Origin of the sequence: Okeania sp. SIO3I5 (assembly GCF_010672085.1) — a bacterium.
In the GTDB taxonomy this organism is placed as follows: domain Bacteria; phylum Cyanobacteriota; class Cyanobacteriia; order Cyanobacteriales; family Microcoleaceae; genus Trichodesmium.
Genome location: NZ_JAAHHT010000019.1, coordinates 107,734 through 128,438, shown reverse-complemented (window position 1 = coordinate 128,438; position 20,705 = coordinate 107,734). Strand labels below are relative to the sequence as shown.

General features: G+C 39.2%; 14 protein-coding genes. 6 read left to right on the top strand and 8 right to left on the bottom strand.

Annotation, left to right across the window (positions count from 1 at the left end; translation table 11 throughout):
* Positions 1-333: 333 nt before the first annotated feature.
* The 8 genes from F6K40_RS07230 to nifB all read right to left on the bottom strand — a co-directional run bounded on the left by F6K40_RS07230 (position 334) and on the right by nifB (position 13,668).
* Positions 334-3,141: a bifunctional nitrogenase iron-molybdenum cofactor biosynthesis protein NifEN gene (locus F6K40_RS07230; RefSeq protein WP_293133437.1), complete on the bottom strand. Its 2,808-nt coding sequence runs from the start codon at positions 3,139-3,141 to the stop codon at positions 334-336.
* A 500-nt stretch (positions 3,142-3,641) separates the two neighbouring features.
* Positions 3,642-4,061: a hypothetical protein gene (locus tag F6K40_RS07225; protein WP_293133434.1), complete on the bottom strand. Its 420-nt coding sequence runs from the start codon at positions 4,059-4,061 to the stop codon at positions 3,642-3,644.
* A gap of 244 nt (positions 4,062-4,305) precedes the next feature.
* Entirely contained in the window at positions 4,306-5,844 is a 1,539-nt protein-coding gene (nifK, locus tag F6K40_RS07220) for a nitrogenase molybdenum-iron protein subunit beta (protein ID WP_293133431.1), read from the bottom strand.
* Between the two features lie 220 nt (positions 5,845-6,064).
* Positions 6,065-7,522: a nitrogenase molybdenum-iron protein alpha chain gene (nifD, locus tag F6K40_RS07215; protein ID WP_293133428.1), complete on the bottom strand. Its 1,458-nt coding sequence runs from the start codon at positions 7,520-7,522 to the stop codon at positions 6,065-6,067.
* 194 nt (positions 7,523-7,716) lie between these two features.
* Positions 7,717-8,616, bottom strand: coding sequence for a nitrogenase iron protein (nifH, locus tag F6K40_RS07210; RefSeq protein WP_293133425.1), 900 nt, complete (start codon positions 8,614-8,616; stop codon positions 7,717-7,719).
* A 402-nt stretch (positions 8,617-9,018) separates the two neighbouring features.
* The gene (gene nifU / locus F6K40_RS07205; RefSeq protein WP_293133422.1) at positions 9,019-9,894 is read right to left on the bottom strand and encodes a Fe-S cluster assembly protein NifU; all 876 of its coding nucleotides are present in this window, start codon (positions 9,892-9,894) and stop codon (positions 9,019-9,021) included.
* 476 nt (positions 9,895-10,370) lie between these two features.
* Entirely contained in the window at positions 10,371-11,573 is a 1,203-nt protein-coding gene (nifS, locus tag F6K40_RS07200; protein ID WP_293133419.1) for a cysteine desulfurase NifS, read from the bottom strand.
* Positions 11,574-12,192: 619 nt separating this feature from the next.
* Positions 12,193-13,668, bottom strand: coding sequence for a nitrogenase cofactor biosynthesis protein NifB (nifB, locus tag F6K40_RS07195; protein ID WP_293133416.1), 1,476 nt, complete (start codon positions 13,666-13,668; stop codon positions 12,193-12,195).
* 1,429 nt (positions 13,669-15,097) lie between these two features.
* On the opposite strand from nifB, the gene cysE reads away from it, so the two are divergent.
* The 6 genes from cysE (at position 15,098) to F6K40_RS07165 (ending at position 20,703) form a co-directional block, all read left to right on the top strand.
* Positions 15,098-15,742 carry a serine O-acetyltransferase gene (gene cysE / locus F6K40_RS07190; protein ID WP_293133440.1) on the top strand — a complete coding sequence of 215 codons (645 nt, stop codon included), beginning with the start codon at positions 15,098-15,100 and terminating at the stop codon, positions 15,740-15,742.
* Positions 15,743-15,851: 109 nt separating this feature from the next.
* Complete coding sequence (locus F6K40_RS07185; protein ID WP_293133413.1) at positions 15,852-16,130, top strand: Asr1405/Asl0597 family protein; 279 nt, start codon at positions 15,852-15,854, stop codon at positions 16,128-16,130.
* A gap of 253 nt (positions 16,131-16,383) precedes the next feature.
* A complete protein-coding gene (locus F6K40_RS07180) occupies positions 16,384-16,614 on the top strand; it encodes a DUF2949 domain-containing protein (RefSeq protein ID WP_293133410.1) in 231 nt (76 codons plus the stop codon).
* Between the two features lie 520 nt (positions 16,615-17,134).
* On the top strand, positions 17,135-17,404 hold the full coding sequence (locus F6K40_RS07175) for a nitrogen fixation protein NifZ (protein ID WP_293133407.1): 270 nt from the start codon (positions 17,135-17,137) through the stop codon (positions 17,402-17,404).
* Positions 17,404-17,604, top strand: coding sequence for a putative nitrogen fixation protein NifT (nifT, locus tag F6K40_RS07170; RefSeq protein ID WP_293133404.1), 201 nt, complete (start codon positions 17,404-17,406; stop codon positions 17,602-17,604). Before F6K40_RS07175 ends, nifT begins: the two co-directional genes overlap by 1 nt.
* 1,098 nt (positions 17,605-18,702) lie before the next feature.
* Entirely contained in the window at positions 18,703-20,703 is a 2,001-nt protein-coding gene (locus F6K40_RS07165) for an ATP-binding protein (RefSeq protein ID WP_293133401.1), read from the top strand.
* Positions 20,704-20,705: the final 2 nt, after the last annotated feature.

Sequence of the window (20,705 nt, the reverse complement as noted above, 5' to 3'; positions counted from 1 at the left end):
TACCAAAATGACCATCTATATGAATTAAATCAGTGGTTGCAAATGCAACTTTCATTGTTGTTTTTCCTCCTTGCTTGTTGTATGTAGCAAAAACTGTTCGTAAGCATTTAGCTATTAGCAGCAATCCTATATAGATCGCAAGATTTCATTGTAGGGGTTTGGTCTCCAAACCCAAACGCCAACGGATTTGGAGACCAAACCCCTACAGTTTTTTCTCACGAATGATTTCATGTTCAGGACTTACGCAAATTATTACACAACACGCTATCTGTATGGGGCGAATGCCATTCGCCCCTACGAGATATGGCGCTTGGTGCGTAAGTCCTGATACTGCTACTGTAGTGACAATAATGAATAATCATTAGTATGAATTTTGGATTCCTCTTGCTCTAGGAAAATATTACCAATATCAAACAATAAATTCATTGTACCACGATAACCTACATAACAACGTTGCCCGTTACCGAGGCGATCGTGAATTGGCATTCCCATCCGATAGAGAGCAATACCTAACTTCTCAGATATTAGCTTACCATGAGAATTAGTAATTAGTAAATCCGAACCTGCTGCTACTTCCTCGAAGTCTCCCAAGTCTCCAACTATCACATTTTCTGTGGGTAACTTTTCTAGTAAAGGCGATCGTGTCGTTGTAACAGCAGCTTTAATATCTGCCCCCATTTCCCGCAAAAACCAACTTGTTGCCCAAAGTGAATCTGGTTCCAGAGCAATAGATATTTGCTTATGTCCAAAATAGAAGTGAGTATCCAACATCGCATCCTGTAACTGACGGCGTTGACGCTGATACTTCTGAGGCACTTCGCAACCTTTGTCAAGATGGAAGTCAGTTCGAGACACAACTAACTGAGACAATTTTAACATGAAACTGTCTACAGCACCCAAACCTGTCAATCGAGGAAAAACTTGATATTGAGTCCCAAATTTTTCTTGCAAAATTATCGCTGCATTCCGTAGACTTTCCCCAATAACAAAGGTGAAAGCTGAGTGGCATAAATTACGCAATTCCTCTATTGTTGTACCACCCGAACTCGTCGCACTATAAATATCATCAATTAAATGTCCGTCCAAAGACTGAGATATATCCGGTACAACTATGGGAATTAAACCAAAACCTTCCACAATATCTTTAACTTCCTGCACATCTCCAGGAGCAAGACAAGAACCCGCTAAAATTGTAATCAAAGGTTTTTCAGTTTCCCTGGGAATAGGTTCGCCATAATCATAAGCTACTATACGTTCTACTGTAGCAGCAAAACCATCCTGAGCAGAACCCTTATAATCTGGAGTAGAAACATTTAATATGGGGAACCCATCTAACTCCGGATGATCTTCCCTAAATCTCTTGAGAATGCCTTCCATATCATCGCCCCTGGTTTCAGTTAAACCAGTAGTCAACAAACCAATAACTTCTGGGTTAGACTTCTCAATTTGAGTCAGCAGCGCTTTATCAACGTTATCCTCTCCTCCCAAAATAGTTGTCACTTCGCTCATAGCAGTGGTAGACAGGGGAATAGCTTCCTGGAAATGATTCACCAACAATACCTTGGCAAAAGCAGTACAACCTTGAGTCCCATGGAACAGTGGCATCATCCCGTTAATTCCTAAGTACGCTAAGGAAGCACCCAGAGGTTGACTGAGTTTCAGAGGATTTGTGGATAACGGATTTTTATGAACATTGACTGTTGCGGGTGGAATATTAGTCAGACTTGGTAAAGTTTCTAATGCTGACACATCATCTATTTGACATTCCTCTAACCAAGGTGCAGGTTGTCGCATTTGTTCCCAAACTGGACTATGGAGAGCTTCATCTAATTCTTTTGCCATTTCAATCATCCCATGATATCCAGCGTAGGGATGATGACGTTCTTGGTTAATGTGTAAAAACGGAATTCTCGCTTTCAGGGCAGTATATTGGTTACGGCCTCCGGCGATGAGCATATCAGCTTTGGTGTCGGCAATGACTTTCAGCAGAATTTGGGCATTACCCTTTTCTAGCAAAATGCCATCTTTACCAAGCAACTTTTTGATTTTAGCTTTATCCTCTTCCGTACTTTTCTTGGTGCTAGTGGCAACCACATCCATACCTAAATCTTTAGCTGCCGAAATAATAGACCAACTTTTTACCCCACCCGTGTAAAGTACAACTCTCTTACCTTTGAGACGTTGGCGATAGGGTTCTAATATTTCTTCAAGAATAGCTGTTTCTTCAGCAATGAGTTTTTCTGTTCGCTCTTTCAAGTCAGCATAACCAAGTTGAGCTGCTATATTTCGGAGACAGTTATTAATATCAGCAACACCATAAAATGACTCTTCAATGTAAGGAATGCCATATTCCTCCTCCATTCTCCGTGCCATGTTGATCATAGCTTTAGAGCAGATCATAACGTTGAGTTTCGCACGGTGAGCATAACAAATTTCTTTGTAGGTAGCATCTCCGGTGATTTTTGACAATACCCGAATCCCAAGTTTTTCAAACAGGGGTAACATTGCCCACATTTCACCCGCGATATTGTATTCGCCGATGAGATTAATATCGTAAGGTGTAGTAAATTCTGGTTCTGCCGTACCGACGACATGATCTACTAATGCTTCAGCACTAACCCGGTTGCCTAGATTCTTGCTACCTATAAAACCAGGAGAGTTCACAGGAATAACCGGAAGCTCTAATTTTTTCGTAGCGACTTTACAAACTGTTTCTAAGTCATCTCCAATCAGGGCAGTCACGCAGGTAGCATAAACAAAAATGGCAGGAGGTTGGTAGCGTTTTTTTAATTCAGCGATCGCCTTCAATAATTTTTTCTCACCGCCCATGATAATGTCATTTTCACCCATGTCGGTTGTGAAACCCATTTTGTAGAGATGGGAACCGGAGGAAAGACTACCACGAGTTCCCCAGGAGTTACCAGAACAACCTAAAGGCCCATGAACCAGATGAGCTGCATCTGTGATAGGTACGAGAGCGATGCTAGCTCCGTCAAAAGCGCAACCTCCCTGAGCAGCTCCAGGTGCTGCTTGTTGGTTACAGCCTTTCTGTTTTTTATCTCCGTTATTTTTCTTATGGTTGTGTTCGCAACCAGGCTCATTTAATAGTTCGGCAACTTTGCCTGGGGTCATCATAGCCATGTTATTAATTCTCTTTATTAACTATGTTGGGGCGGGGTTATTTCAGTTATCAGTTATCAGTTATCAGTTCCTCTGGCTGTTTGCGCAGCATTCCGTAGGAAAGTCAGAGGATTGAAATGCTGAAGTTTATTCTTTTCATACCCTTTTAAGGGGAGGTTGGAAACCTGATTTTTAAGTTAGGAGTGGGGGAGCAGGGGAGATTAGAGTATTTTTTAACCTTTTTCTCCTAGAGTATCTAATCTTAGGATGACAAATTTTTATTATTGGTTTTGTATAAAAGTTAGCATTTTGTAGGTTGGGTTGAGGTGCTCACACAGATTATGCCACGGATACACAGATTAAATAGGGCTTGCTGATTAAATCTCAAAGTTCGGTTGAGGAACTGATACCTAACAGATAAAGGTTAAGGTTCAGTAGGGTGCATTAGACGGCTATAACTAACAGGTGTGAAAGGAATTTAGCAGTCCGTCGCAGGGCAGCATTTTAGATTTGTCTGTCTACTACTGCAATACTGAAAAAGCAATAGTAGATTTAGACTCAATTAGGAGAACCCAAAGTTGTTGTGCAATAATTAAAGTATCAATTCTACCGCGTAAAATTTCATCCTTGTCTTCTACTTCTACTTTAACACTTGATTCAGTAGTGAAATAGAAAGGTTCATCATATAAACCTGCTAAAGCAAGTAAAGGTCCAATTAATAATTGATTAATCGCACCTTCTGTCAGAGGACTTCGTTTTCTATGACGTAAAAATCGTCTTTGAATTTCGTCTAACTTCTCCTTTTCTTCAGCAGTGAGCTTCGGTAAATCTTGTTGCCATTCCTGAAAGAAGAGGTCATTATCTGTAGGAGATAACTTAAACCTTTGCTCAAGATCGCCTAGAGTACAGATAGTTGTGAAAATAGGAGAAGTTTGAACCATATAGGAATAGGGAATAGATAGCAGTTTCAGTATAACTTATCCCTGAAAACCTGTCAAACGAATTGTAGGGGCAAACTGCCATTTGCCCCTACAAAAAATAAGTCCAGTATTAGGGTGCGTTAGCGAAGCTAACGCACCCTACAAAATGGCTAATGATCTGTCTCAGATACCCTACTTAATCCGTATATCCGTGCCATAATCCGTGTGAGCCATTTGCCCCTACAAAAACTATATGGTTAATGAATTAACGAATCAAGTCAAAAGATGTATCGTTAACACCTAACTCCATGCTACCACGGTCTAACTCATCAAGAATAGTATTAACGATCCAGTTGAGTAGATTGAATGCTCCCTTATATCCTAAGATAGAATAACGGTGCTGGTGGTGACGGTCAAAGATAGGATAACCAATACGTACTAATGGAGTACCAGTATCACGTTGTAGGAACTTACCATAGGAGTTACCAATCAACAAATCAACTGGCTCAGTATCCAACAATGAACGTAAGTGCCATAAATCCTTACCGATCCAAACTGTAGCTTCTTGACCATTAGGATCGTTAGCTAACAATGCTTTAGCTTCTTCTTCAAAACCAGCAACGTTACCGTTAGTAACAACAACGTGAACTGGCTGCATACCTAATTCTAGAGTGAAGTTCAACAAACCTAATACATGGTCAGGATCACCGTAGATAGCGATGCGCTTGCCGTGTAACCAAGCTTGAGAGTCAGTGATAGCGTCAACTGCACGACCACGCTCAATTTCTAGCTCTTCAGGAATAGCCTTACCAGTCAATTCAGACAACGCCATTAAGAACTCATCAGTACCACGGATACCGATAGGACGATATGTAGCTGTAGTTTGACCGCCTTCTTTCTCTAGGTACTCTAGAGTCTTAGGAGTGGAATACTTCTGGAAGGAGATAGTAGCCTTAGCATTGATAGAATCAGCACCTTCTTCTAGAGTTGTACCACCATTGTACATCTTGAATTCACCCAAGTTAGGAGAATCAAAGCTCTCAGCGTTATCAGCTAAAATAGTGCTAGAAACATCCATTGCAGATAGAATACTCTTCAAATCCCGGATGTTACCAATGTAAGGGTCAAAACCAGGGATGAAGTTGATTTTACCATTATCTGTTTCTGCTTTCTTACCTTCAGTTAGAGCTACCAGAATACCCTTGAGCATATTGTCATAGCCAGTGATGTGAGAACCAACAAAGCTAGGAGTGTGAGCAAAAGGAACTGGGAACTCTTGAGGAACTGCACCTTGGTTTTTGGAGTTAGTGATGAATGAACCTAAGTCATCTCCAATAACCTCTGCCATACAAGTGGTGCAGAGAGCAATCATTTTAGGTTTGTACAAAGCATAAGAGTTTGCCAAACCATCAACCATGTTCTTGAGACCACCGAATACCGCAGCATCTTCAGTCATAGAAGAGGAAACAGCTTGGAATGGCTCTTTGTAGTTACGAGTTAAGTGAGAACGGAAATAAGCAACACATCCTTGAGAACCATGTACAAAAGGAAGAGTTCCTTCAAAACCTGCAGCTGCAAAGATAGCACCTAAAGGCTGACAAGCTTTAGCAGGGTTAATAGTTAGAGCTTCACGAGCAAAGTTCTTTTCGCGATATTCCCAACTTTTTGTCCACTCACGAACTCTGTCTACTTCTTCTTTGGAAGGACCGCCTTCAAATTCTTTCTTCCGCTCGAACATTTCTTGATATTCTGGTTCTTGGAAGAGTTGAAAGTGATCTTTGATTTTGTCTACATTCTGACTCATGGTGTTTATCCTCTATGGTATTGTTCGGAAGGAAGAAGGAAGAAGTAAGAAGAATTTCAACTACAACTTCTAATTCCCAATTCCTAGTCAAATCTTTCTTTGTATATTGGGGTTGCCGTAGAGATGGCATTACCCCATTTCCTAACTAAATTTATCTTCAAAGTCAAAAGCAAATCAAGTGAGGGCGAATGGCATTCGCCCCTACAACTTCTGACTTCTACTAGCTAGCTTGCTTCCAAGGAGCCTTGATTAAGTTCCAAGTTGGGCTGTTGAGAGCTAGATCCATGTCACGAGCAAAGATAGCGAATCCATCATAACCGTGATAAGGACCAGAATAATCCCAAGAGTGCATTTGACGGAATGGCATACCCATTTTCTGGAATACATACTTCTCTTTAATACCAGAAGCAATTAAGTCTGGCTTTAATTTCTTAGCAAATTCTTCAAATTCGTAGCCACTAACGTCATCGTAGATTAGAGTACCTTCTTGAGCATAGTCAGCAGTACGCTTGTAATCGTCACCGTGACCGAATTCATAACCAGTACCGATAACTTCCATCCCTAAATCGTCAAAAGCAGGAATAACGTGACGTGGACGTAAACCACCAACCATCATCATTACTTTCTTGCCTTCTAAACGAGGACGATACTTAGCAATTACTGCATCAGCTTGTTCTTGGTAGCGAGCAATTACTTTCTCTGTATTTTCTTTGATTGTATCGTCGAAATAAGAAGCAATCTTCCGTAGAGACTTAGCGATTTGAGTAGGACCAAAGAAGTTGAATTCTGTCCAAGGTATACCATACTCTTCTTCCATGTAACGGCAGATGTAGTTCATGGAGCGGTAGCAGTGAATGAGGTTAAGATTCACTCTAGGAGCCATGAATACTTCGTTAAAAGTACCGTCACCTGTTGCTTGGCTAACTACTCTTAGACCGATTTCATCTAATAATAAACGAGAACTCCAACCGTCACCACCGATGTTGTAGTCAGCGATTAAGGATACGTCATAAGGAGTGGTTTCAAAGCCGATCTCTTCGTTAGTTATCTTTGCAGATGGCTCGTATACCCAGTCACGCACTGTGTCGTTAGCAATGTGGTGACCTAATGACTGAGAAACACCACGGAAACCTTCGCAACGTACTGGTACAACTGGCTTATTGAGTTCTTTAGCAGCTTTCTTAGCTACTGCTTCGATGTCATCTCCAATTAGACCTACTGGGCATTCCGATTCAATTGTGATACCAGCATTCAGAGGGAATAAATCTTCGATTTCATTCATGATTTTGGCGAGTTTCTTATCTCCACCAAAAACGATGTCTCTTTCTTGGAAATCAGAAGTGAACTGCATTGTACCGAAAGTATCAACACCAGTTACACCGTTATAATAGTTACGACGACCTGCCCAAGAGTAGTAACCGCAACCAACTGGACCGTGACTGATGTGAACCATGTCCTTAACAGGACCCCAAACCACACCTTTTGCTCCAGCAAAAGCACAACCACGAGTTGTCATTACACCAGGAACTGATTTAACATTGGACTTAACGCCACAGTCAGATCCTTTTTCTTCGATAACGTTGAGGTGCTTTTTCCGTCTCTTAGCAGCTTTCTCAGGATAAGCGTCTAAGACTTCTTGAATTAACTTTTTATTCTGTTCGATTTGTTCAGATGTCATGTTACATATCTCCTTTGGGATATTTGAAGATTTTGGTGTTTGAGTTTTGTATTAGTTACTGGGGGCAGTTGCTTTTTTATCATCTACAAAACCTGCCCCCTACAAAACTGATTAATACAAGACTCACCACTATTTGTGTCTCGATCTGGGGTGCGCTTGGCACACCCCTACTTTTGTGCTAGAAGATTTTTAGCTTATTTAGCTGTTTTCTTTGCTGCTGCTGCTAAAGCTGCATCTTGTTCTGCAATTTGCTTCTGACGATCTTCTTCGTCTCCTAATAGACCGAATTCAATTAACAACTCTTCTAATTCATCCATTTCTAGAGGAGTAGGAATAGTTAGTTTGTCGTTGTTGATGATCTTTTGAGCCAATGCATCATACTCTTGAGCTTGGTTATCTTCTGGAGAGTATTGCTCAACAGTCATACGACGGATTTCAGCGCGTTGTACAACGTTGTCACGAGGTACGAAGTGAATCATTTGAGTGTTGAGACGAGCTGCTAAGTTCTCAATTAACTCAACTTCACGGTCAACTTTACGGCTGTTACAGATTAAACCACCTAAACGTACACCACCAGCATGAGCATACTTAAGAACACCACGAGCGATGTTGTTAGCAGCGTACATTGCCATCATTTCACCGGAACATACGATGTAGATTTCTTGAGCTTTGTTTTCACGGATAGGCATTGCAAATCCACCGCAAACAACGTCACCTAGTACGTCATAACTTACGAAATCTAAGTCTTGATAAGCACCTTCTTCTTCTAGGAAGTTGATAGCAGTGATAATACCACGACCTGCACAACCAACTCCAGGCTCAGGACCACCAGACTCAACGCAACGGATACCAGCGAAACCATCTTTCAATACTTCGTCTAGTTCTACATCTTCAACTGCACCGCGCTCTGCAGCAACGTGTAGTACAGTAGTTTGAGCTTTAGCGTTTAAGACTAAACGAGTAGAGTCAGCTTTAGGGTCACAACCTACGATCATAATTCTCTGACCGTGACGGTTAGCCATTGCAGCTAGAGTGTTCTGAGAAGTAGTGGATTTACCGATACCGCCTTTTCCGTAAAATGCAATCTGACGCATGATAGATTTCTCCGTTTTGTTAGTGTGTTTGACTTGAAATTATGAACGAATGTGATTTTTTTGCTGTATAGGGTTTCCTTAGATTCTGTGTTTAATAGCTGCTGTTTCTAGGGCTTTTGGCTTTACAGCACCACATTCATAAATTTGTTCATGTAAGAACAGTGTGTATTTAGCAGCAACATTGAGTGCCCGGAGGCGCTCGCCCTAAAGCTTGAGCAGGCATTGCCTGCGTGTATATAGTTGTCATTAATGCACCCGTTATTATCAGTTATCAGTTATCAGTTATCAGTTATCAGTTGTTAGTGTTCAGTTCTCCTCAATAACTTCTATTTTCAGTAGACCTGAAAGACTTGAAAAATTTATTGAAATGGAGCTACTGAGAATTCTTAACTGTTAACTGTTTTATACCGATTCTACTACAATACTTTCGCTGACTCGTTCTTTCAATGTAGCTTCGATCGCTCCTTTGAGTGTCGCCATTGCACTACTGCAAGTACCACAGGCACCTTTGAGTGTTACTAGGACGCGATCGCCATCTATATCGAACAACTCAACATCTCCTCCATCTTCAGCGAGAACAGGTCTCACTTCTTGTTCCAAAACTTGTTGAATTAATGTAATTTTTTGTAGGTTTGTGAGTTTTGTTGCTGGTTTAGTAGTTGTAGGAAGTTGTTGTGTTATTGGTTCTGGCGTTTCGTAAACCGATGCGATTAGATCGTCAATATCTGCCAGACAGGAACCACAACCACCACCAGCCTTCACATAGTTTGTTACCTCTTCTGCTGTTGTGAGATTGTTTTCCCGGATAACTCGCTTAATCTTGTTTTCCGTAATTGCAAAACAACTACAAACTAATGCGCCTTCGTGGTCTTCTTCGTGAACTTCTACTTCAATACCTTTATACTTAAAGATTGCTGCTTCTAATGCTTCCTCTCCCATGACTGAACAGTGCATTTTTTCTTCTGGCAATCCTCCCAGGTATCCCGCGATATCCTGGTTTTTAATATTCATGGCTTCGTCTACAGTTTTGCCTTTGAGCATTGCCGTTAGGGCAGAAGATGAAGCTATCGCACTAGCACAGCCAAAGGTTTGAAACTTTGCATCTAATATTTTACCAGAGGCTTCATTTATTTTGAGGTGTAGACTTAAAGCATCTCCACACGCTATACTTCCTACCTCACCGCTAACTACCTTTTCCCCCTCTTGTTGGTCTGTAATAGTTCCTTGATTTTGGGGGTTATAGAACAAGTCCATTACCTTTTCAGTATATTCCCACATAGCCCTTATTGTTTAGAACACCCTAGTTTTTACTGATGAAAAATTCTGCTTTTTCTTGAAGGTTAATACCCAGTTAGTAGAGCAATAACTTATTAATTTGAAGAGGTGGGTTAAACTTGATATTATTATCATTGCACATTTTTTCAAATCAAGCAACCCCTTTTTACCTTTTTTTCCAAATTAAAAATATTCAAGCGTTCGGCGTCAAAATTATTTACCAATCCTAGAAATTATATTTTTATCTTCCAGGTTAGGAAACATTTTTTTTGTTGACCTTGCTACAATTTTGTGAGTTTATAGCGTGATGTATACCCCTCTTTAACCTCTACAATGATTGTGGCTTAATCAACGGAGCTTTTCTGTTATTTTCACTACATTTTGTAGCGTAAACAAAAGTGTAGCAATCCTTAAAACATTACAATGTTTTCTCCAAGCATCAAGAATTAGGAAGTAGTTCTCAATTCTAAATTCTCAGATTAGGATGATACAGTTGCCTGCTGACGCTCTTGCAGCCAATCAGCTTGGTCGTTTTTGAAAGGAGATAAAGCACGCAAACGTTCTGCTATGCTGGGCATCACCCCTAACACTTCCTCAACTTCTTGGCGAGTTGTATAACGTGATAGAGAAAAACGAATCGAGCCATGTAAAACTGTGTAGGGCAAACCCATTGCCCGCAAAACGTGCGAAGGTTCCAGAGACCCAGAAGTACAAGCAGAACCAGAAGAAGCACAAATACCATAATGGTTCAAATGGAGTAATATCGCTTCTCCCTCAATATATTTGAAGCCAATATTAGTAGTATTAGGCAACCTCTGAATAGGATGACCATTAACAGCACAATCAGGAATAGCAGCTAGAATACTGTTTTCTAAATAATCGCGCAGTTCCCGTTCCTTGTTGATATGCGCTAAATGCTCTTGTGCCAATTCACAAGCTTTACCCAGAGCAATCAGACCAGGGACATTTTCGGTCCCGGCACGGCGTCCCCGTTCCTGATGTCCCCCAAGCAATAACGGACGGAACCGAGTACCACGGCGCACATACAAAGCAGCAATACCTTTAGGAGCGTGCAACTTATGACCAGACAAAGCCAGCATATCTATAGTGCTATTCTTCATATCCAAGGGCACTTTTCCTACTGCTTGCACCGCATCAACATGGAACAGCGCACCATATTCCTTAGCTATTTGCCCAATTTGCTCTATGGGGAAAATTACACCTGTTTCATTATTGGCGTACATAACTGAAACTAGAGCAGTATTACCTGTAATAGCAGCTTCCAGTTCAGTTAAATCTATCATTCCCTGGCTATCTACTGACAGATAAGTAACTGTATATCCCTGCTTCTCCAAATGTTTACACACATTCAAAACTGCCGGGTGTTCTACTTGAGTAGTAATAATATGCCGTTTATTAGGTTGAGCGGTAAGAGCAGCACGAATGGCAGCATTATCACCCTCAGTACCACAACTGGTAAAGACAATTTCTGTATCTTCGGCGTTGAGTAAAGCTGCTACTTGCGATCGCGCATTTCTCACTGCCTTACCAACTTGTCCGCCAAAACTGTGCATACTAGAGGGATTACCATAAAATTCACTCAGGTAAGGCAGCATTTCCGCTAGCACTGCCTCATCTACTTTAGTGGTAGCATTATTGTCTAGATAAATGGTTTGTTGCATAGCTGAGTAAAAAATTGAGGTGATGGTTGTAAGTAATATCAAATCGGTCTGCTTCGGAGTGTTATCAGAAACCGGGTTTATTAGGAGAAAGATGTTAGTATGGTAGGCGATCTCATACAAACCCGGTTTCTATGCTCTAATATTAAGAACTAGCACAGATAAAACAGTAGTCAAATATTCTTGATTTCTGTATAACTGCACTAACCTTTATACATTGAAAATTAAAGCTTAAAGTTGCTCCGACAATCTTTCCGAGTAGAGTTAAAACCACTAAAGCCAATAATTTCGCTGCTTGGTCTCATTCATTTAAGAAACCAACTTGTTATAAGTAACAAACCAGGAATCCATAATCTGCTGGTACTGGTGCTGTAGCTAATGTGATCAGAAACCGGGTTTGTGAGAGATAGATATTAGTATAGTAGGGTATCTAAATACAAACCCGGTTTCCATACTTTACTTTGTGGGAGTGAATAGCACCAGTGAAGCATTGGGAAACGCAATGATTGCAGGAAATACATTAGCTAGTAATGATTTAACTAGCTATTAGCTTTTAGCTATCAGCTTGCTGACTGCTGATTGCTGATTGCTGATTGCTGATTGCTAATTATTAACTCATTACCTATGCAGGTTGTATTAATTTTATGAATTGCTTGTAAAAATCTAAAGCAACTGTTTCAATTACATCATAGCTTTCTACTACGTCTATTCCTGCGTTGAGTACCTTTTCTTTAGGACTCTCACCAATTTTAGAAACCAGCACAGCTTTGCAATCAGAAATTGCCTTGATGATATTCTCCAGACTTCCTTCTTCACCATAACCACCTAGACAATAGTGGTCAACTTTCCGGTGAGCAATAAATCTGGCTTTCACACCATCCACTTCATAGATCATAAACTCTTTAGCATGACCAAAGTGTTGATTAACTAATCCGTTACCCTTACTTGCTACTGCCAATAGTATTGGCGGACCCGCTTCAGCAACTTTTTCAGGAGCTTGAACTTCTGCCTTAGCTTCTGCTAGTTTATTGCGGAAACCTTCAATACCAGCATGAACTTCTTTGCGCTTCTCCAAGTCATATTCTGGAGTCATCTCCATGATGGCTTCTTTTGTGAATTCCTTACTACGATCTTCACCTAAGAGACCAACTGCATCTGCACGACATTGACGACAATGGCGCATCATTTTCATACCACCAACATCACATTTGTCTTGTAATTCTTTTAATTCTTCAGTGGTAGGACCGCGCTGACCATTTAAACCGAAGTAAGTACCGTGTTCTGGTGAAGAAATTAGAGGCATAATGTTATGGATAAATGCACCCTTAGAACGAACAACTCTGTTAACTTCTTCTAGGTGTTCGTCATTAATACCAGGAATCATCACTGAGTTAACTTTGCAGAGAATATCAGCTTTTTGGAGCAAGTCCAAAGATTCCATTTGCCTTTGATGCAGAATTTTGACTCCTTCAATTCCTCTGTAACGCTTCCGCTTGTAATGAACCCAAGGATAAATCTTTACCCCGATTTGAGGGTCAACCATATTAATTGTTAGAGTAACGTGGTCAACGTTTAATGCTTTAATCCGATCTACATACTCAGGTAAAGCTAGACCATTGGTTGACAAGCAAAGCTTGATATCTGGAGCTTTCTCCGCTACAAGCTCAAAAGTACGGAATGTTTTCTCTGGGTTCGCTAATGGATCGCCAGGACCGGCAATACCCATAACTGTCATTTGAGGAATTTTTCCAGCAATTACTAGAGCTTTGTGAGCTGCTTCTTCAGGAGTTAGGAGTTCGCTAACTACACCAGGACGACTTTCATTTGCGCAGTCGTATTTCCGGTTACAATAGTTACATTGAATATTGCAAGCTGGTGCAACTGGAGCATGCATCCTTGCATAATGGTGATGTGCTTCTTGACTGTAGCAAGGATGGTTAGCAATGCGCTCTTGGATATTGGGAGCAACTTCCTCTTTTTTGCTACTTCCGCAACCCTTTGACGCGCAGCCGCCAGATTTTTTTTCTACTGGGGTTTCTATAGTATTTGCGAAGCTGTTGACTGTTGGTTTGGAAGAGACTTCTGTTGGCTGTAACATCTAAGTTTCCACTGGTATTGTACTAGCTGTCGCCGTGGGTGACGGATTACTCGCGTCGATACACTTAATTCTAGGTGACCGGAACATTGGCGGTGTTCTGTCAGTAGATTGTGTGTCCGGCGTTATAGTTTTTATATCAGTGGGTTTTAGACTGCTAAATTCAAAAACCGCGATTAGTTTTTATTATAATAATTAATTTTGTACTCGAATTTTTCTAATTGAATAATTTCAATTAGATCGGCATATCTCAAATTTTTTATTGGGGTATAGGTACTTGTATTTTTTAAGTGGGGTATGTGTATTTATAGGGGAATGGTATAGGCTTCTATGTACTCATGCTAGAACCTATATATGTTAGTTATTTCGCGTTTTTTTTGACCCTTCTTTTTTCTCTATGCTCGTGTACTCATATACCCCCTATTTAAGTTCATCCTTTATTACTGTATATAATGTATCAGTTTTTGGCAAGTAAATCAAATTTATCTCAACTTTTCTTTATAGTTTGCCAATTATTCCTAATAAGTCTAATAAGCAATTTGGTTAACTATGATTATTTTACAGTATTTCACATAATTAGAACAAATTTTATTTGAGAATAATTTTAATTAACGTTGTTGTATAATTCAGATAAATCCAGATATAAATTATAAATATTCACCCCCATCTTCCCACACTTCCCACACTTCTTTTTAGCTTTTGTAATTAAATTAGCAGTTTTTTCAGAATTAAGTAGATAATTTTTAACGTTTTTTTTAATATTTTCAGTTATTTTATGAGTTACACTAAAGTTGAGTACAAATTTCGATCTTCAGAGAAAACCCCACTTAAAAACCTCAAACCTGCTTAAATACAAGTATGAGGCTTGAGTACAAAAATGCTAGTACATTATTTAATAAATAATCGTACCCACTACAAAAAATACTAGCACCTATACCCCAAAATATATTTTGAACATATCTGTAATACCATCACCGTAATAGGTTAAATATTGTGAGTACAAACATAATTAACCTAATAAAGATTGAGCAGGAAATATTTCTCAATAGTTGGTAAGGCACTTGATATAAACATTTAAAAGCAAACATTCTTGTTAAACAGGGAATCCCTTTCTCAATCGATCCATGACTAAGAAATAAGGTCTCAAACCCCGCTATTTCTGGAGGAACTGGTTTAAAAGTACCTCCCCAGGAGGTTAACTGATAACTGATAACTAATAACTGAAATGACTGGCAATACCTGCACCTTACCTAACACAACTAACAATTCTAACTTGAGAAAAAGTCAAGACAACTTGAAGTCTCAAGGCAAAGTCAAGGTTGATACTAAAGTTGAACAACAAAATCTACAACTAGAATTTAATAGAGAGCTTTATTCCTCTCGTAGACAGAGATTTTGGTATAGATATTTTACCTTTCCTGAACTAGATACAATATTAACAGATTTTCAAATAATTTTCGAGCGAGATCCAGCAGCACGCAACTGGATGGAAGTTTTATGCTGCTATCCTGGTTTACACGCCTTGTTACTACACCGTCTTGCTCATAAATTGTACCGTCCAAGAGTGCCTGTAATTCCACGTTTAATTTCCCATTTGGGACGCTTCTTAACAGGAATAGAAATTCACCCAGGGGCACAAATTGGACAGGGAGTATTTATCGATCATGGCATGGGAGTCGTTATTGGTGAAACAGCAATTATTGGAGACTACTCATTAATTTATCAGGGTGTCACTCTTGGCGGTACAGGAAAAGAAACTGGTAAACGCCATCCGACTATTGGTAAAAATGTTGTAGTTGGTGCTGGTGCAAAGGTACTAGGAAATCTCAATATTGGTGATAACGTTCGCATCGGTGCTGGTTCCATTGTCTTGCGTCATGTCCCTTCTGACTGCACCATTGTCGGTATACCTGGTAGAGTCGTCTCTAAATCTGGGCAACGGACTGGAGTTCTTGAACATGGAAAGTTACCAGATGCAGAAGCTGCCGTAACTCGTGCTTTAGTTGACAGAATTGAGCAACTAGAACAACAATTGCAAACTCTCATGGGCGATACAAGGAACAGCAACAATGTTTAGTAATCATAATTCTCAACCTCAGCTGCCGTAACTCGTGCTTTAGTTGACAGAATTGAGCAACTAGAACAACAATTGCAAACTCTCATGGGCGATACAAGGAACAGCAACAATGTTTAGTAATCATAATTCTCAACCTCATCCCAAAGATTTGACTAAAATTGTGAATCTTTCTCAAGTAGACCGTTGGTTTGTTCACCATCGCTTAAAAGAGCTAATGATTAATAGTTGGTGTACCGACAATGGTGAGTTATTAGTAGAAGTCAAGAATTGCACCGATGCTATTCTGCTCCAAAGCACTGTTAAGCAATTTATTGCTCCTCGGACAGAGTTAGTAGACTGGTTAGAAAGATGCTGGAAAATGGAAGTTTTTCCTAAATACAACCATTAATTTGAATGAACAATGCTCATCCGCACATGGATATGGAATAATTAATAATTAATAATTAATAATTAATAGACTTCTTGCAGAAGTCAGGGAATAGGGAATAGGGAAGAGGGAATAGGGAAAGAATTGTTTTTATTTGATCTTCAATCCTTTCCCTTTGAGGGAGAGGTAATTATTAATTGTTAGTTGCTGAATTTCCATATCTATATACTTGTAGTTTAATTTCTTAAGGATAATATAATAAAGGATAATAATTATGGAAGGCGATCGCAAAACTACTCTATTAATTCATTTTTTGCAGGAAGAATTAGCTCTTTCGGCAGCAGCAATTTCTGTAGCACGGAAACATAGCGAAGCTTCTTGTGGTCCTCTACCAATGATTTTGTGGAAGTTTGGAATGATTTCTATTCATCAACTACAGCAAATTTTTGATTGGTTAGAGTCTTATAATAAAAATACTCATTGCTACGATCAGCTTATCAGTTAAAAGATGAATTATAAAATTTATCTAAATAAAAACTATCTGATTGGGAAACTAATGTTTAATAGAGGCAAATACTTAAACTAAAATTTAAGTAATTTAATCTAAAAATATCTGAGTTAGTTAGTTAAATATCGTTTAACAGGTGATTTTGTAGATATAGATATATATTTGCTTCGGCAGGGATATACATTATACCTAAAGTAATTAATAATTTTCCTTTGACTCGGACAAAAGTGATAAGTGATAACTGATAATTGAAATGGCAGCGATCGCTACTTTTTTTCAAAACACAAATATGTAATTATTTAGAATAAGGTATTACTTTCATATTTGAAAAAATTACAACTATTTTACAAGTGATTGTAGATATAGCAGTTGGCAGGAAACTTAAGAGTTACAGCAAAAATTTAATTATCTGATTTCTAACTTCTTACTTCTGACTTCAGCCAATATTTGTGTCAATTAAACATAGTTTACCTGTACAAAAACTACCAAATTTATTCACTATTAGCGAGGTAACTCAATGAAAGTAGATGAAGTTATAGAATTAGACGGACCCCCTACATTTGAACTCGAACAAAAAGTCAGGGTTTGCAAAATCATTCGTAATGATGGTACATTCCCAGGAAAAAATCGAGGTGACATTCTTTTGGAGGGAGGAGAGGTCGGTTACATTTGTGGCATCGGCACCTTCTTACAAAAATTTTATATTTATTCCGTGCATTTCATCAAAAAAGGAATGATTATCGGTTGTCGTAAAAATGAAATTGAACTTGTTGAGGAAAGTCATTAATGAAAGTAATATTACGGAATAATGAAGCAGGAAACTTAGAAGTTTATGTTGCTAAAAAAGACCTAGAAGAAGAAGTTGTCTCACAAAAAATTGAGGGAGACAATAAAATTTTAACTTTAACAAATGGTTGGGAACTATCTATTCCTAAAGACCAACCAGAAAAGTTACCGATAACAATAGATGCTAAGAAATTAGAATAAAGGTTTCCTTTCCATAGTTACTCCTTATTGTGCAACCGCTAGATGAGATTTATATCTTGTTTGGTGGTTTTTTTTGCGATCTCAAGTTCTTAAAAATTACAGCGCTTTTCTTTCTTGATGAACCACATCGTCACAACCAAAACCCTGTAGGGACGTTCAATGGAACGTCCCTACTGTGGTCTACTCAACTGAAAAGCACTGTAAGGTAACAGAGAACAGTAGCGATCGCGCGATGTAGGGCATTATATCAAATCCAGTTAAACAACCTCACTATCAATCTAGTAGTCATATCATGTCCGGTAGCATCAGTATTGTATGCAAAGATAGGGAACAGGAAGGAAAAATACTTAAGAGGAAGAAAAAAACTTAAATTTCCTGTAGATATTCACCTTGTGGAATAGGCATCTTGCCTGTTAGATTTACACAAACGATACCAGTGGACATGATATCAGTAGTCATATAGAATCCGGGTAATTAGTTATCGTATTACTGAGGAGTAATGAGTAATGAGTAAGGAGTAAGGAGTAAGGAGTAAGGAGTAAGGAGTAAGGAGTAATATCAAATCCGGTTGAATACAAGAGTGTATTGTTGGGGGAGATGGTCCGATTGTCCGATTTAATAATGAACATATACTATATAACCGGATTCTATATCAGTAGTCGTAGGGGCGATTTCCTACAGAATGCTCTGCAAACGCGAATCGCCGGTATACTAGAAGATACGCTCATTACTTGTTTCGACTACAGGACTTACGCAAAGAAACCCCGTTTCTAGGCTAAATCATTGTTTTTGACAATAAACGTTTACGACAAACCGGGTTTCTGGGTTTGCATGGCTTTAGTCCTGTACTATTAAGAATTTCACACTCAACTGCCTACACACTTCAGGCATAACTCTGTAAAATAGTTAGTATCTTGTTTTTGTCGGAAGATAAAATTTATTTTTTGAGTCTTGGCTCTAATTTTTAGCCGCTGAGATAACTCCTGGCTTAGATTTGTTCGACATAGATGAGATAATACCTGGAATTGCGGAAAAGTACGCAATGAATCAAAATTTCCAGTATTATTTTGATCCGTATAATCTTTGTATATTTATAACATGAAAACCTCCCCTGTCTACAACTGGAATCAAGAAAACTTAACCACACTAATAAATACTACCAACCATATCCGTCAATATCTAGAAAATAAGTTGGAAGATAAAACACTACAACCCCTACCTTCTGACATAATACCACCTACTTCAGCTTTAGCTAGATTGTGTCACATATTTAGCCTCACCGAATTTGAGCGGGATATCCTCCTGCTGTGTAGCACCCTAGAGATTGAACCCAACCTGGCTGATTTATGTGCTAAACTCCAAGGGAATCCTCAACTTAATTATCCTACCCTTGCCTTAGCCTTAAATACTTTTCCTCAAGCTAGTTTGTCTGTACTTTCTCCCCATAATTCATTACAGTATTGGCGACTAATAGAAATTGGTACGGGGTTAACTCTCACTCAAGCTTCTCTGCGCATTGAGCCACATATTCTTAGTTATCTTCTAGGAGAACCAACTTTTGACAAACAATTATTGGGTTTTGTTTATCCTCTTCCTCCTCATCTAGAACAAATTCCTTTAGCTCCCTCCCAAGAAAAAATTGTGGAGCAAATAGTAGGGATCTGGTCTGAGCTATCTTATCCATATCCTACCTTACAACTCTGTGGTGAAGAATCAACAGCTAAATATGCCATAGCTAAAGCTGTATCTGTTTACCTCGGTTTTAATTTGTATTTCATGTCAGCGACTGTGTTTTCTCAATCTCCTAATGATATTCAGCAAATCAAACAACGTTGGCAAAGGGAAGCTTTGTTGAACAATAATCTACTAATACTTGAGTGTGAGAATATTTTACCAAATGAGTCTCAACTTGCTTTTCAGATTTCCCAGTTTGTAGAAAGTTTGTCAACTCCTGTGATTATTTGTAGTCAGAAACGGTTACAAGCTAAACATAGTCATTTTATTACTTTTGATATACCCCAACTGAGCTATCAAGAACAAACAGACATTTGGCTAACCCATCTCGGTACAGATGCAAACCAATTTCAAGTCGAAATTAGTAAGTTAGTGTCTCAATTTAATCTCAGTAATACCACTATTCAATCAGTCTGTCAACAATTTAAAATTCAAAATTCAAAACTGAAAGCTGAAACTAAAAATGTCTCTGCTCCTTCTCAAACAGAATTAGACGACACCTCTTCTGAATTCAAGCAACTCTGGAATTTCTGTCGCTCTCAAGCTCGTCCTCAACTAGAAGGTTTAGCTCAACGTATTGAGACATCCGCAACTTGGGATGATTTAGTTTTGGCCTCACAACAACGTCAGGTGCTCACAGATATAGCGACTCATCTGCGACAAAGGGCTAAAGTTTATCAAGTATGGGGTTTTGCCAACAAGGGGTATCGGGGTTTAGGTATCAGCGCCCTTTTTCATGGTGAAAGTGGGACTGGTAAAACTATGGCCTCTGAGGTATTAGCTAATGAATTTCATTTGGATCTTTATCGTATAGACTTGAGCGCTGTAGTTAGTAAATATATAGGGGAAACGGAAAAAAATTTAGAGCGCATATTCCTGGCAGCGGAAACAGGAGGAGCAATTTTACTTTTTGATGAAGCGGATGCTTTGTTTGGTAAACGTACCGAAGTTCAGGATAGTCGAGATCGCCACGCCAATGTAGAAGTATCTTATCTGTTGCAACGGATGGAAGCATATCAGGGTTTGGCTATTTTGACGACTAATTTTAAAGCTGCTTTGGACTCTGCTTTTCTACGTCGTATCCGGTTTATGGTTGGTTTTCCTTTTCCAGATGCTTCCTCACGAACCAAAATTTGGCAACGTATTTTTCCGCCTCAAACACCAACTCAGGAGTTGGACTACCAATTATTGGGACAACTTAAGGTAGCTGGGGGCAATATCCGCAATATTGCCTTAAATGCAGCTTTTCTCGCTGCTGATCGGGATGAACCCGTGATGATGAAACATATCCTCCAAGCTACCCAACGGGAGTATTTTAAGTTAAAAAAATTGTTAAGTGATGAAGAGATAAGAGGATGGTCATAATA